Below are 13,335 nucleotides of genomic sequence, written 5' to 3'. Positions count from 1 at the left end.
GACGAGGGAGGGATCATGAAGGCAAAACCAAACACACGGCTCTCGTCACAGGCCATGGCTTTTGTATTGGCTGGCGGACGGGGAAGCCGCCTGAAGGAACTGACCGACCGCCGCGCCAAACCGGCGGTCTATTTCGGCGGCAAGACCCGGATCATCGACTTTGCCCTGTCCAACGCTCTGAACTCGGGCATCCGCAAGATGGCGATTGCCACGCAATACAAGGCGCACAGCCTGATCCGGCACATGCAGCGTGGCTGGGGATTTTTTCGAGCCGAGCGGAATGAATATCTGGATATCCTGCCTGCCAGTCAGCGCGTGGATGAGACGAAATGGTATCTGGGAACCGCCGATGCGGTCACGCAAAACATTGATATCGTGGATGATTACAAGGTCAGGTATGTGATCATTCTGGCCGGGGACCATATCTACAAGATGGACTATGAAGTGATGCTGCAGCAGCACGTCTCCTCTGGCGCGGATGTGACCATCGGCTGTCTGACCGTGCCCCGGATGGAGGCGACGGCGTTCGGCGTGATGCATGTCGATGACCAGATGAACATTACCGAGTTTCTGGAAAAGCCCAAAGACCCGCCATCGATTCCGGGCGATCCTGACAATGCGCTGGCGTCGATGGGGATCTATGTCTTCAACTGGGATCTGTTGCGTGATCTGTTGATCCGCGATGCCGAAGACAGCAATTCCAGCCATGATTTCGGCAATGACATCATTCCGCAGATCGTGAAGAACGGCAAAGCGGTGGCGCATAAATTTGCCGACAGCTGCGTGACGGCGGGGCTGGAGGATGAGCCCTATTGGCGCGATGTCGGCACGATTGATGCGTTCTGGCAGGCCAATATTGATCTGACCGATTTTGTGCCCAAGCTGGATCTGTATGACAACAGCTGGCCGATCTGGACCTATGCCGAGATCTCGCCGCCGGCCAAGTTCATCCATGACACCGAAGGCCGGCGCGGTACGGCGATTTCGTCGCTGGTGTCAGGCGATTGCATCGTCTCGGGGTCAGAGGTGCGCAACTCGCTGCTGTTCACAGGCTGCCGTACCCATTCCTGGAGCACGCTGGATCACGTCGTGGCGCTGCCGCAGGTCTGTGTCAACCGCAAGGTGGAGCTGCGCAATTGCGTGATTGACCGCGGGGTGATCATCCCAGAGGGGCTTGTTGTCGGGCAAGACCCGGAAGAGGATGCAAAGTGGTTCCGCCGGACCGAGGCGGGTATCGTGTTGATCACGCAGGATATGCTGGATATGCGGGCACGAAAGCTGGGTTGATGTGGCGTGGGTGGCTGACCCCGGGGAGGGCTGTCTGCCCTCCCCGGACCCCTCCCGAGAGTATTTGAGCCAAGATGAAGGGGCGAAGAATGAAGGGTCGGGTTCTGTCTGTCGCGTCGGAATGTGTGCCCTTTGTCAAAACCGGGGGTCTGGCCGATGTGGTCGGCGCTTTGCCCGCCGCACTGGCCGCCGTCGAATGGGACATGCGGGTGCTGATCCCGGCCTACCGCGCCTTGCGCCCGGTGCTGGCGCAGATGACCCCGGTCTGGGAAGAGCCGGGGCTGTTTGGCGGCCATGGCACGGTTTATGCGGGGCAGGCCGAGGGGATTGACCTGCTGCTCCTCGATGCGCCGCATCTCTATGACCGTGAGGGCGGCCCCTATAGCGGTCCGGGGGGGGACTGGTGGGACAACCCGCAGCGCTTTGCCGCGTTGTCCTGGGTGGCCGCACGGGTCGCGCGTGAGGGGATTGCGGGCTGGCGGCCCGATGTGCTGCACGCGCATGACTGGCAGGCCGGGTTTGCGCCGGCCTATCTCGCCTATCATGGCGCGGGGGCGGTGAAATCAGTGATCACCATTCACAACATCGCCTTTCAGGGGTGGGCACCCGTCAACCTGATCAACGATTTGCGGCTGCCGGGCGAGCAGTTTTATCCTGACGGGCTGGAGTATTACGGCGGGTTGTCGAGCCTCAAGGCCGGGCTGGTGACGGCGGACTGGATCACCACTGTCTCGCCCACCTATGCGGCCGAGTTGATGCGGCCCGAGTTCGGGATGGGGCTGCAGGGCGTGGTCGCGGCGCGCAGCGCTCGTGTGTCGGGCATTCTGAACGGGGTGGACACCGAGCTGTGGTCGCCCGAGGCTGGGCCGCTGCCCTACAGTGCCAAGGCGCCGGCGGGCAAGGCGCAGGCGCGCGCGGCGCTGTGCGCGGAATTCGGGGTCGAGGTGCCGGGGCCGCTGGCCATCGTGGTCAGCCGGTTGACCGACCAGAAGGGCATTGATCTGCTGCCGCAGGTGGTGCCCAATTTTGTCGCGGCGGGTGGTGGTCTGATCGTGCTCGGCTCCGGCGATCCGGGGCTGGAGGCGGCGATGCGCGCTCTGGCGCAGGCGCATCCGGGCCGGGTGGCGGTGCGGATCGGTTATGACGAGGCCCTGAGCCACCGGCTGTTTGCCGGGGCCGATGCCGTGCTGGTGCCGTCGCGGTTCGAGCCGTGCGGTCTGACTCAGATGTATGGCTTGCGCTTTGGTACGCTGCCGGTGGTGGCGGCGACTGGCGGGCTGGCGGATACGGTGATCGGCGTCTCACCGGCGACTCTGGCGGCCGGTGTGGCGACGGGGGTGGTGTTTCACCCGACCGATGCGCTGGCCTTTGGTCAGGCCCTGACCAAGCTGGTGGAGGTGTACGGCCAGCCAAAGCTGTGGGCGCGGCTGCAAAAGAACGCGATGGCACATCCGGTGGGCTGGGAAACTTCGGCGGCGGCATATGCCGCGCTGTACGAAAGCCTGCGCGCATGACACCGGGGCTGACGCCCTTGCCCGCGCGCTTGCCGGGCCATGCGGTCGGGCCGGGGCGGCCCTGGCCGATGGGGGCGAGCCTTGACGGCGATGGTGTCAACTTCGCCGTGTTTTCGGCTCATGCCGATCTGATCGAGCTGTGCCTGTTTTCCGCAGACGGGCGCAAGGAGATGGTGCGGCTGCCGTTCCGCGAGCGGGATGGCGACATCTGGCACATGCATGTCGGCGGTCTCACGCCGGGCACGGTTTACGGCTTCCGCGCCCATGGGCCTTATGCGCCCGAGCAGGGCCATCGGTTCAACCCGCACAAGCTGCTCTTGGACCCCTACGCCCGTGCGCTGGAGGGGCGGCTGCGCTGGTCGGATGCGGTGATGGGCTACAAGATCGGCTCCAGCCGCGGTGATCTGTCGTTTGACACGCGGGACAGCGCTTTTGCGGTGCCAAAGGCGGTGGTGACCGACACGTCGTTCACCTGGGGCAATGACACACCGCCGCGCATCCCGCGCTGTGAGACGGTGATCTATGAGGCGCATGTCAAGGCGCTGACGCAACTACACCCGGGGGTAGATAGACCCCTGCGCGGCAGCTATCTGGCGCTCGCGAGTGACCCGGTGATCGCGCATCTGCAAAAGCTGGGGGTGACGGCGGTGGAGCTGCTGCCGGTGCAGGCCTTTCCTGATGACCGCTTTCTGGTGGCAAAGGGCTTGCGCAACCATTGGGGCTATAACACGCTGGCGTTCTTTGCCCCCGAGCCGCGCTATATGGCCAAGGGTGCGCTGTGGGAGTTTCAGACCATGGTGCGCCGCCTGCATTCGGCGGGGATCGAGGTGATCCTCGATGTGGTCTACAACCACACCGCCGAGGGCGACCAATGGGGGCCAACGCTGTGCTACCGGGGCCTCGACAACGCCAGTTATTACCGGTTGGCTGATGGCGGGCGGCATTATGTCAATGATACTGGCACCGGCAACACGCTGAACCTGACGCATCCGATGGTGCTGCGTATGGTGATGGACAGTTTGCGCTATTGGGTGGAGGTTTGCCACGTTGACGGATTCCGCTTTGATCTGGCGACCGTTTTGGGGCGCGAGCTGCATGGCTTTGACCCTAACGGCGGGTTCTTTGATGCGATCCGGCAAGACCCGGTCCTGAGCCGGGTCAAGCTGATTGCCGAGCCGTGGGACATTGGCCCCGGCGGGTATCAGCTGGGGCAGTATCCGCACCCGTTTCACGAATGGAACGACCAGTTCCGCGACGGGGTGCGGCGGTTCTGGCGCGGCGATGCCGGGATGACGCCGGATCTGGCCAAGCGGCTGTTGGGCAGCGCCGAGCGCTTTGACCACTCCGGGCGCTCTGCCACCAGTTCGGTCAATTTCCTGACCGCACATGACGGCTTTACGCTGGAGGATCTGGTCAGCTTTACCGTCAAGCGCAACTGGGCCAATGGTGAGGACAACCGCGACGGCCATTCCGACAATCACGCCGACAACATGGGGATGGAGGGGCCAAGCGATGACCCCGCCGTGCGGGCGGCGCGGGCCTTGCGCAAGCGCAACCTGCTGGCGACGCTGATGCTGAGCCAAGGCGTGCCGATGCTGCTGGCGGGCGATGAGCTGGGTCACAGTCAGGGCGGCAACAACAACGCCTATGCGCAGGACAATGCGGTGACCTGGCTGGACTGGTCGGATCCCGACCCCGCTCTGACCGATTTCATCGCCCGGCTGACCGCACTGCGCCGGGCGCATCCGGTGTTGCGGCAACGCCGGTTTCTGCACGCGCGCAAACGGGCTGCCGATGACCTGCCGGATGTGGGCTGGCGCAAACCCGATGGCAGCGCGCCCACCCCGCAGGACTGGCATGACCCCGCGTTCCGCGCGCTGGGGGTCGAGCTGCGGATGGCCGCCGAAGGCGGGGATCCGTGCTGCGATGCGGTGCTGTCCTATTTCAACTGCGGTGGCGCGGTCCCGCTGACCTTGCCCGCTTCGGCCCGATGGGCGCTGGTGCTGGACACCACGCGCCCCGATCTGACCACCGGACCCGCGCCAGCCGAGTTGCCGGCGCAGTCTGTCCTGATGTTTCGCTCTGCCCCGGAGGAGGGGCGGGCCCAAGGAGAACACCCATGATCACCACCGTCGCCACCCAACCGATTGCCGGACAAAAACCGGGCACCTCTGGCCTGCGCAAGAAGACGCCGGTGTTCATGGGGCGGCATTATCTGGAAAACTTCACGCAGGCGATTTTCGATGTGGTGGAGGCGAAAGGCAAAACCTTTGTGCTGGGCGGTGACGGGCGCTATTTTAACGACCGCGCCGCGCAGGTCATCTTGCGGATGGCCGCTGCCAATGGCGCGGCGCGGGTGATCGTGGGGCAGGGCGCAATCCTGTCAACGCCCGCCGCCAGCCATCTGATCCGCCTCAACAAGACCGATGGTGGCATCATCATGAGCGCCTCGCACAACCCCGGCGGGCCGGAGGAGGATTTCGGCGTCAAGTTCAACATGCCCAACGGTGGCCCGGCCCCGGAACACGTGACCGAGGCGATGTATCAGCGCACCACCGAACTCACCGGGTACCGGATGCTGGAAGCGCAGGATGTCGATCTGAACACGGTCGGGCGTTCTGACCTTGGTGGCATGATCGTCGATGTGGTGGATCCGGTCAGCGATTATGCAGCACTCATGGAAACCCTGTTCGATTTCCCCGCCCTGCGCGCGCTGTTCGCGGGCGGCTTCCGGATGCGGATGGACGCGATGTGCGCGGTCACCGGCCCCTATGCGGTGGAAATTCTGGAAAACCGTCTGGGCGCGCCCAAGGGCACCGTGACCCATGCGACACCGTTGCCGGATTTCGGCGGCATGCATCCAGACCCGAACCCGACCTGGGCGCATGAGCTGATGGCCGAGATGATGGGCGAGGGCGCCCCTGACTTTGGCGCGGCAAGCGACGGCGACGGCGACCGCAACATGGTGGTGGGGCGTGGCATCTATGTCTCCCCTTCCGACAGCCTCGCCGTGCTTGCGGCCAATGCCCATCTGGCCCCCGGCTATGCACGCGGGCTGGCCGGTGTGGCGCGCTCGATGCCGACCTCTGCCGCCGCCGACAGGGTGGCCGATGCGCTGGGGATCGCGAAGTTTGAAACGCCGACGGGCTGGAAATTCTTTGGCAACCTGCTCGACGCGGGCAAGGTCACGCTCTGCGGCGAGGAGAGCTTTGGCACCGGATCGGACCATGTGCGCGAAAAAGACGGGCTTTGGGCGGTGCTCTTGTGGCTCAACATTCTGGCCGCGCGCAAGCAATCGGTGGCCGAGATCCTGGGCGACCATTGGGCCACCTATGGCCGCAATTACTACAGCCGCCATGATTTCGAGGCGATTACTACTGAGAAGGCTGACGCGATGATGGCCGCACTCCGCGATCTGCTGCCCGGCCTGCCGGGGCGCGAGGTCGAGGGCATGACCATCACCGCCGCCGATGACTTCGCCTATACCGACCCGGTCGACGCCTCTGTCAGCGCAAAGCAGGGCGTGCGCATCCTGTTCGCGGATGGCAGCCGCATCGTGATGCGCCTGTCCGGCACCGGCACCGAGGGGGCCACCTTGCGGGTCTATCTCGAACGCTATGCGCCCGGCCCCGACGGGCTGGACCACGATCCGCAGCAGGCACTGGCCCCGGTGATCCGTGCGGCCCATTCGCTTGCGCGGCTGGAGGAGTTTACCGGGCGCACCACGCCGGATGTGGTGACCTGAGCCAAAGGACGGACGCCTCCGGCGGGAGTATTTCAGAAGCAGCAAAGCAAAGGGTGCCTTCGGTGTCATTGCTGCTTGCAAAATACTCCCGCCGGAGGCGTCCGCAGCCTGTCGCCGCGCCAGAACGTCGGGGTCAGCGAAACTGCTTGGCCAGTTTCAGGCCCTGCCCCTGATAATTCGAGGCGATCTTTTCGCCATAAAGCGCATCGGGGCGTTCGGCCATGCGCTCATAGACCAGACGGCCCACCACCTGCCCGTGTTCCAGCACAAAAGGCGCTTCGTGGCAGCGCACCTCCAGCACCCCGCGCGAGCCTGCCCCGCCCGCTGCGGCATGGCCGAAGCCAGGGTCGAAAAATCCGGCGTAATGCACCCGGAATTCCCCGACCATCGCAAGGTAAGGGGCCATCTCAGCCGCGTAATCGGGCGGGATGGTAACCGCCTCGCGGCTCACCAGAATGTAGAATGCGCCGGGGTCGAGGATGATGCGGCCCTCGGTGGTGTGGATTTCTTCCCAGAACTCGGCGGCGGGGTAATGGCCGATCCGGTCCAGATCGACCACGCCGGTATGTGGTTTGGCCCGGTAGCCGACCAGATCGCCGGTGGCGGGGCGCAGATCGACCGAAAAGCCAAGGCCCTCAGAGATCACCGGGGTGCCATCGACCAGCGGCTCGACCTTGTGCAGCGCGGCCAGATCGGCATCGGACAGGACCGCTTGCCCCGCACGAAAGCGGATCTGGTTCAGCCGCTGACCGGCCCGCACCAGCACCGAGAACGACCGGGGGCAGACCTCGGCATAAAGCGGGCCATCGTACCCATCAGGAATCCGGTCAAATTCGGTGCCGCCATCGGTGATCAGCCGGGTCAGCAGATCCAGCCGCCCGGTCGAGGATTTGGCATTGGCCACCGCCGACAATCCGCCGGGCAGGGTCAGCCCCTCCATCAGTGGAATCACATAGACGCAGCCTTTTTCCAGTACCGTGCCATCGGTCATGTCCATCCGGTGCATCTCGAATTCGGCCAGCCGCTCGGCGACCGGGCGGCCCTTGCCGGCAAGGAACGAGGCGCGCACGCGGTAGGCCATGGTGCCCAGCCGCAGATCAAGGCTGGCGGGCTGGACCTGTTGGGGCAGAATGGCAGGTGTGGCCGCAATCGCCCCTTGGGCGATCATCTGGCGCAGCTGTTGCGCGGCAAGAACCCCGGTCTTTGTCATGACGCACCCCCCAAGGGCCTGAAATGAAAACCGCCCGCAAGGCGCAAAGCCAAGCGGGCGGTTTTGGAAATGGTCGGGCCGGAGAGATTCGAACTCTCGACCTTCCGCCCCCCAGACGGACGCGCTAACCAGGCTGCGCTACGGCCCGAACATGCCGGGATACATACTGATATTCGCGGGCGGCACAAGCAGGAAAGCACCGGACTCCCTCTACAAAACGACGGGCGTCAAAAAATGACGACCCTGCAAAACCGCGCGCTCAGCCCTGAGCGCGTGCAGGCCCGGACAGGCGGGCGCGCAAGGCCATGGCCTGATCGCGTAGGTCCGACAGGCGCTGCCGGTCGGCCGTCGCCAGATCCGCCGCCGACACCGCCCGCAGCCTTTGCCCAAGGGTCGGGCCGGTGATCACCGGCGGCTCGGCCATGACGGGCAGGGCAGGCGGGACCGGGGCAGGCTCTTCCGGGCCGGGCGCGGGTGCCGCGCCGATCCGGGTGATGCGCAGCACCGCCGGGGGCGACGGTTCAGGCGACTCGCCCTTTGCCGGATCGTGCGACACGTCGGCCTCATCCGCCCAGACCGCCATCGGGGCCTCAGCCACCGGAGCCTCGGGGGCTGCCGGAGGAGGTGGTGGCGGGACGCGGGAGAAGAGATCGGTCACCACCGGCGCAGCGGGGGTGGGAGGGGACGGCGCAGCAACAACCGGCGCAACCGTCACTGGCGGGGGCGGTTCGGGAACAACAGGCGCCGTGTCCTGTGGCAGGCTGACGTCTGCCGCATCCTCGGCGGCGCTGTCCGCTTGCCAGTCGGCAGGTGCATCGGCCTCAGCCTCAGATTCGACCTCAGCCACCTCTGGCGCGGGTTCCGCGCTTTCTGCCGCAGGCACGGGGGGCGGTGCCACCGGCTCGCGCAGGGCGGCTTGCAGGGCGATGATCTGGGCGGTCTCGGCCTCTGCCGGGGGCAGGCTTTCAGACGGATCGGGCGCGCCGGTGGCCGCGGCCAGCGCGGTTGCCAGATCGTCATCCTCGTCCGTGTCGGCGCTGTCATCGGAGACGCCAGAGACATAGCGGACCCCTTGTTCGCGCAGGATTTTCTGCACGCCGCGAATCGTCAGACCCTCATCGTGCAACAGGCGCTTGATGCCGGTCAGCAGGGCCACGTCGGCCGGGCGATAATAGCGCCGCCCCCCCGCGCGTTTCACCGGGCGGATCTGCGGAAACCGGCTTTCCCAGAACCGCAGCACATGGGCCGGGGTTTCCAGAAGATCAGCGACTTCCGAAATGGTGCGGAAGGCGTCGGGCGATTTATTCATGCGCCGCGCTCTCCTTGTGTCATGCGGTTACTTCTTTTTGCCGGCTGCCACGCGGTCGCGCATCAGATGCGACGGGCGGAAGGTCAGCACCCGGCGCGGGCTGATCGGCACCTCATCCCCGGTTTTGGGGTTCCGGCCCACGCGCGCAGATTTGTCGCGCACCGAAAAGGTGCCAAAGGACGAGATCTTGACCTGCTCGCCCGAGGCGAGGGCATCAGACATATGCTGCAGAACCGCTTCGACCAGCTGGGCTGATTCATTGCGGCTCAATCCCACCTCGCGGAAAACGGCTTCCGACAGGTCCATACGGGTCAGTGTTTTTTCGCTCATTCGCAAATCCCCCCCGGGCTTTTGATACAGAGGATGCGACGTACGGATTTGCGAGTCAATATCAGACACTTGAAGGGCGTAGTTAAATCGCCCTCACCAGCGAAGAACCACCGATCCCCAAGCCAGACCGCCGCCGATGGCCTCGGTCACGATCAGATCGCCTTGTTTGATCTGGCCACGCGCCTTGCCGACCGACAGGGCAAGCGGGATGGACGCGGCAGAGGTGTTGCCATGATCCTGCACGGTGACCACCACCTGATCCATCGACAGCTGCATCTTTTTGGCGGTGCCTTCGATGATGCGGATATTGGCCTGATGGGGCACGATCCAGTCAACATCACCACTGGTCAGACCAGCTTTTTCCAAACAAGCATTTGCCGTTTCTGCAAGCTTTTCAACGGCATGGCGGAACACTTCTTTGCCTGCCATCCGCAGGTGGCCGGTGGTGCCGGTGCTGGTGCCGCCATCGACATACAACAGATCCTTGTAGCGGCCATCCGAATGCAGGTCGCTGGCAAGGATTCCCCGGTCCGACGAGTCGCCGGTGCCGGGCTGCGCCTCCAGCACCAGCGCGCCCGCGCCGTCGCCGAACAAAACGCAGGTGGTGCGGTCGTTCCAGTCCATCAGCCGGCTGAAGGTTTCGGCGCCGATCACCAGCACCCGCTTTGCCTGACCCGACAGGATCATGCCATTCGCGGTGGTGAGGGCGTAGACGAATCCGGCGCAGACCGCCTGCACGTCAAAGCCAAAGCCGCGGGTCATCCCCAACTCGGCCTGAACCATCGTGGCGACCGAGGGAAAGGTCAGATCGGGCGTCGAGGTGGCAACGATGATCGCATCGATCTCATCGGCACCCATGCCTGCATCCGCAAGGGCGGCGCGCGCGGCATGGGTGGCCAGATGCGAGGTCATTTCGCCCTCAGCCGCAAAGTGCCGCCGTTCGATGCCAGAGCGCGAGCGAATCCATTCATCACTGGTTTCCACCAGCGCTTCCAGATCAGCGTTGGCCACAACGCGCGCGGGCAGGTAATGGCCCACGCCCGCAACAACGGCGCGTACTGTCATGATCTTGCCCCGACTTCCCCGGCAGGTTCCTCTGCCACTTTCTTGACGGTCGATGCGACCCGCGCAGCCAGCCGCTCGACAAAGCCGCTGCGGGCCAGCTGGATCGCCAGCCCGATGGCCGCCGCTACGCCGGTTTCATCCGCCGATCCGTGCGATTTGACCACCGTACCGTTCAGCCCCAGAAACACCCCGCCATTGACCCGTCTGGGATCTATGCGCTTTTGCAGGCGTTTCAACGAATTCAGCGCCAGCAGCGCCGCGAATTTCGACAACAGCCCGGCCCCGAACGCCTCGCGCAGGAAATCCGAGATCAGTTTGGCGGTGCCTTCGCCGGTTTTCAGCGCGATATTGCCGGTAAAGCCGTCGGTGACGATAACATCTGCGCGGTCGCCGGGAATATCGCCGCCTTCGACAAAGCCGACAAATTCGAACCCGCCGGCCTCGGCTGCCTCAACCATGCGGTCATGTGCGGTTTTCAGCTCGGCCCGGCCCTTGTGCTCTTCGGTGCCGACATTCAGCAGGCCGACGCGCGGACGCGACAGCGCCAGACCGTTGCGGGCATAAGAGGCGCCCATGGCGGCGAATTGCAAAAGATCTTCGGCTTCGGCCTCGATCCCCGCACCGACGTCGAGCATCACGTTGAACCCGCCGGGGTTCCGGCTGGGCCACAGGCAGGCAATGGCAGGGCGGTTTACTCCGGCAATCTTGCGCAGGCGGACCATCGACACCGCCATCAAGGCACCGGTGTTGCCACAGGATACGGCGGCCTGTGCCGCCCCTGATTTCACCGCGTCAATCGTTGACCACATCGACGTGCCTTCGCCATGGCGCATCACCTGGCTGGGTTTGTCATTCATGGTCACCACGCGGTCGGCATGCATGACAGTGACCCGGTCGGACAGACCGGGTTGCGCCGCCACCAGCGGAGTCAGCGTGGCACTGTCGCCATGCAGGATAAAGCGCACGTCGCCATGTTTGGCGGCAGACAAGCCAAGACCGGCAACAACCGCTGCCGGCCCACGGTCGCCGCCCATGGCGTCAACCGAAATGACTGTAACAGCCCCGCCTTCAAGCTTGTCCGTCGCCGGATGTAGCAGTCCGCTTGTCATGGGCAGGGTGCGCCGATCAGACGCGGCTTACGCCGCGTCCTCGTCCAGATCGACGTCTTTGGTGGTCGCCACGACTTCGCGGGCGTCATAGTGGCCACAAGCGCCGCACACGTGGTGCGGGCGTTTCAGCTCACCACAGTTGGGGCAATCAGCGGGGTTTCCAGCAACCAGCGCATCGTGAGCACGACGCATGTTACGTTTGGATTTGGTGACTCGGTTCTGCGGGACAGCCATGTCGCAACCTTTGGGTAGTGGGGACATGCCCCTGTTTTACTTGACGATTCTTCTAGCGGATAGCGCCGCCGGGGGCGCGTTTCCACACCCCGAATGAGGCGCGGAACATACATTTATCTGGGCGCGGTGCAAGCCCCAATCAGCAGATTGTGCATCAGCCTTCTGCACCTCCCTCCATTTTGTCCTTCAGGGCCGCGAGCGAAGCAAAGGGCTTCAGATCGGCATCACGCAAAGGCTCTGCCCCCGGTGGGGTCGCCGCCACTTCGCCCAGTTCCGCCCCGGCTGCACGCGGGTACAGCGGCAGCGCCAGCACCAGCGCCTCCAATGCGACGAGTCCCACATCAATCACCTCGGGGATCGGTTCGGCCGTGTCATCTTCGGGCATCTCCGCCTCGTCGCCGGTGGGCTCTTCCCAGTCAGAGACATAGCGCCGCAGTACCGTCTCGGTGATCTCGGCGCGCACCGGGGCCAGCGTCACGACACAAGGCTGAGCGACCACCGCTTTCAGCTCTGCTTCCAGCACAAAGTCGCGGTTGGGTGCGGGGCGGATCTCGCCTTTGAAATGCAGGAACGGCACCGACAGCAGGCCCAGCTCGTCGGCAATCGCCTTGCGCGTCGCCGCGTCGGGTTGCAGGTCAAACCGCGTCGGTTTGCGCATCGACAAGGCACCGCTGCGGAACGTCTGGCTCATGGCAGGTGGGGTGGCAGGCACTGACACCTCGGGCGGGGAAACAGGGGCGCTTGGTTTTTTCATGGCGGGATCACCTTTGTATCACGTCGGGAAGGCACGAAGGGCACAGGGCCGGGATGAGACGCAGGCCACGCGCGTTCCATTCTTGAACCGGCCCGCGTCCTTCTGTAAGCCTTTGCATCAGGAGACGGGTCTTGATCCTGTGGCACCTAAGCGGCGATACCCCGCTTGGCAAGGCCGCAGGTGCAGTGATGGCCCTGGTTGCACAGTAGACGCTGGGTAGGGAATACAACGGATGGCATCGACGACAGCGCAGCGCGCCCGCAAGCCGGCGGCTTTTTCCCCACGCGGCATGCTGCGGGCCGTTGCGGTGCTGTGCCTTGCCGCAGCCCTGACCGCCTGCGCCCCGATTTATCGCAATCACGGCTATGTCCCCGCCGAAGAAGATCTGGCCCAGCTGGAAGTCGGCAAAGACACCCGGGAAACTGCGGCGCCAAAGGTCGGGCGGCCTTCAGCATCGGGTCTGCTGAATGATACCGGTTGGTTTTACGTGCAAAGCCGCTGGGAACAGCGCGGCGCGATTGCGCCAAAGGAAATCGACCGTCAGGTTGTCGCCCTGACCTTTACCGACGGGGGCGTGCTGCAGAATGTCGAACGCTTCGGGCTGGAGCGCGGCCAGATCGTGCCACTGTCACGCCGTGTGACCGAAAGCAGCGTGAAGGGCATGGGCGTGCTGCGCCAGCTGTTCTCGAACTTCGGTCGTCTCGGGGCCGGGCAGCTTCTGAACAACTGAAGAACCTCTGGGCAAGCAACCGGACCCCCAGCGGGTGGGGGGCCCAGG

Annotated in this window: 12 protein-coding genes and 1 tRNA gene; 5 read left to right on the top strand and 8 right to left on the bottom strand. The window is 64.6% G+C overall.

Annotated elements, in window-relative coordinates; all coding sequences use genetic code 11:
- Window positions 1–15 precede the first annotated feature (15 nt).
- From glgC to D1012_RS16545, 4 genes are all read left to right on the top strand, one after another.
- Window positions 16–1,287, top strand: a complete 1,272-nt coding sequence (gene glgC / locus D1012_RS16560) for a glucose-1-phosphate adenylyltransferase (RefSeq protein WP_118154847.1) — start codon at window positions 16–18, stop codon at window positions 1,285–1,287.
- An 89-nt stretch (window positions 1,288–1,376) separates the two neighbouring features.
- Entirely contained in the window at window positions 1,377–2,801 is a 1,425-nt protein-coding gene (glgA, locus tag D1012_RS16555; RefSeq protein ID WP_435530933.1) for a glycogen synthase GlgA, read from the top strand.
- Window positions 2,798–4,924 carry a glycogen debranching protein GlgX gene (glgX, locus tag D1012_RS16550; RefSeq protein WP_267897834.1) on the top strand — a complete coding sequence of 709 codons (2,127 nt, stop codon included), beginning with the start codon at window positions 2,798–2,800 and terminating at the stop codon, window positions 4,922–4,924. Before glgA ends, glgX begins: the two co-directional genes overlap by 4 nt.
- Window positions 4,921–6,546, top strand: a complete 1,626-nt coding sequence (locus D1012_RS16545; RefSeq protein ID WP_118154841.1) for an alpha-D-glucose phosphate-specific phosphoglucomutase — start codon at window positions 4,921–4,923, stop codon at window positions 6,544–6,546. Before glgX ends, D1012_RS16545 begins: the two co-directional genes overlap by 4 nt.
- 133 nt (window positions 6,547–6,679) lie before the next feature.
- Here D1012_RS16545 and D1012_RS16540 read toward each other — a convergent pair whose 3' ends face one another.
- From D1012_RS16540 to D1012_RS16505, 8 genes are all read right to left on the bottom strand, one after another.
- Entirely contained in the window at window positions 6,680–7,756 is a 1,077-nt protein-coding gene (locus tag D1012_RS16540) for a 2'-deoxycytidine 5'-triphosphate deaminase (protein WP_118154838.1), read from the bottom strand.
- 70 nt (window positions 7,757–7,826) lie between these two features.
- Window positions 7,827–7,904 (bottom strand) — tRNA-Pro (locus tag D1012_RS16535).
- Between the two features lie 111 nt (window positions 7,905–8,015).
- Window positions 8,016–9,065: a MerR family transcriptional regulator gene (locus D1012_RS23035; RefSeq protein ID WP_233517157.1), complete on the bottom strand. Its 1,050-nt coding sequence runs from the start codon at window positions 9,063–9,065 to the stop codon at window positions 8,016–8,018.
- Window positions 9,066–9,092: 27 nt separating this feature from the next.
- Window positions 9,093–9,395, bottom strand: a complete 303-nt coding sequence (gene ihfA, locus D1012_RS16525) for an integration host factor subunit alpha (protein WP_118154835.1) — start codon at window positions 9,393–9,395, stop codon at window positions 9,093–9,095.
- Between the two features lie 93 nt (window positions 9,396–9,488).
- Complete coding sequence (locus tag D1012_RS16520) at window positions 9,489–10,460, bottom strand: beta-ketoacyl-ACP synthase III (RefSeq protein ID WP_118154832.1); 972 nt, start codon at window positions 10,458–10,460, stop codon at window positions 9,489–9,491.
- Window positions 10,457–11,569 (bottom strand): phosphate acyltransferase PlsX, encoded by a 1,113-nt coding sequence (plsX, locus tag D1012_RS16515; protein ID WP_118154829.1) that lies wholly within the window; start codon window positions 11,567–11,569, stop codon window positions 10,457–10,459. The genes D1012_RS16520 and plsX overlap by 4 nt, the downstream gene beginning before the upstream one ends.
- 27 nt (window positions 11,570–11,596) lie before the next feature.
- Window positions 11,597–11,803 carry a 50S ribosomal protein L32 gene (gene rpmF, locus D1012_RS16510; protein WP_103333526.1) on the bottom strand — a complete coding sequence of 69 codons (207 nt, stop codon included), beginning with the start codon at window positions 11,801–11,803 and terminating at the stop codon, window positions 11,597–11,599.
- Between the two features lie 154 nt (window positions 11,804–11,957).
- Entirely contained in the window at window positions 11,958–12,557 is a 600-nt protein-coding gene (locus tag D1012_RS16505) for a YceD family protein (protein ID WP_435530932.1), read from the bottom strand.
- A gap of 232 nt (window positions 12,558–12,789) precedes the next feature.
- Here D1012_RS16505 and D1012_RS16500 point away from each other — a divergent pair, with 232 nt between their 5' ends.
- A complete protein-coding gene (locus D1012_RS16500; protein ID WP_199489539.1) occupies window positions 12,790–13,287 on the top strand; it encodes an outer membrane protein assembly factor BamE in 498 nt (165 codons plus the stop codon).
- The last annotated feature ends 48 nt before the right edge of the window (window positions 13,288–13,335 follow it).

This window comes from Pseudotabrizicola alkalilacus, assembly GCF_003443995.1.
In the GTDB taxonomy this organism is placed as follows: Bacteria; Pseudomonadota; Alphaproteobacteria; order Rhodobacterales; family Rhodobacteraceae; genus Pseudotabrizicola; species Pseudotabrizicola alkalilacus.
Note: the sequence above shows the minus strand (reverse complement) of the source record. Positions and strands in the feature narration are given on the sequence as shown.

What these genes read in the sequence shown, in the direction of transcription:
- glgC (WP_118154847.1), top strand. Translation starts at nt 16, where the DNA reads ATGAAGGCAAAACCAAACACACGGCTCTCGTCACAGGCCATGGCTTTT.
- glgA (WP_435530933.1), top strand. Translation starts at nt 1,377, where the DNA reads ATGAAGGGTCGGGTTCTGTCTGTCGCGTCGGAATGTGTGCCCTTTGTC.
- glgX (WP_267897834.1), top strand. Translation starts at nt 2,798, where the DNA reads ATGACACCGGGGCTGACGCCCTTGCCCGCGCGCTTGCCGGGCCATGCG.
- D1012_RS16545 (WP_118154841.1), top strand. Translation starts at nt 4,921, where the DNA reads ATGATCACCACCGTCGCCACCCAACCGATTGCCGGACAAAAACCGGGC.
- D1012_RS16540 (WP_118154838.1), bottom strand. Translation starts at nt 7,756, where the DNA reads ATGACAAAGACCGGGGTTCTTGCCGCGCAACAGCTGCGCCAGATGATC.
- D1012_RS23035 (WP_233517157.1), bottom strand. Translation starts at nt 9,065, where the DNA reads ATGAATAAATCGCCCGACGCCTTCCGCACCATTTCGGAAGTCGCTGAT.
- ihfA (WP_118154835.1), bottom strand. Translation starts at nt 9,395, where the DNA reads ATGAGCGAAAAAACACTGACCCGTATGGACCTGTCGGAAGCCGTTTTC.
- D1012_RS16520 (WP_118154832.1), bottom strand. Translation starts at nt 10,460, where the DNA reads ATGACAGTACGCGCCGTTGTTGCGGGCGTGGGCCATTACCTGCCCGCG.
- plsX (WP_118154829.1), bottom strand. Translation starts at nt 11,569, where the DNA reads ATGACAAGCGGACTGCTACATCCGGCGACGGACAAGCTTGAAGGCGGG.
- rpmF (WP_103333526.1), bottom strand. Translation starts at nt 11,803, where the DNA reads ATGGCTGTCCCGCAGAACCGAGTCACCAAATCCAAACGTAACATGCGT.
- D1012_RS16505 (WP_435530932.1), bottom strand. Translation starts at nt 12,557, where the DNA reads ATGAAAAAACCAAGCGCCCCTGTTTCCCCGCCCGAGGTGTCAGTGCCT.
- D1012_RS16500 (WP_199489539.1), top strand. Translation starts at nt 12,790, where the DNA reads ATGGCATCGACGACAGCGCAGCGCGCCCGCAAGCCGGCGGCTTTTTCC.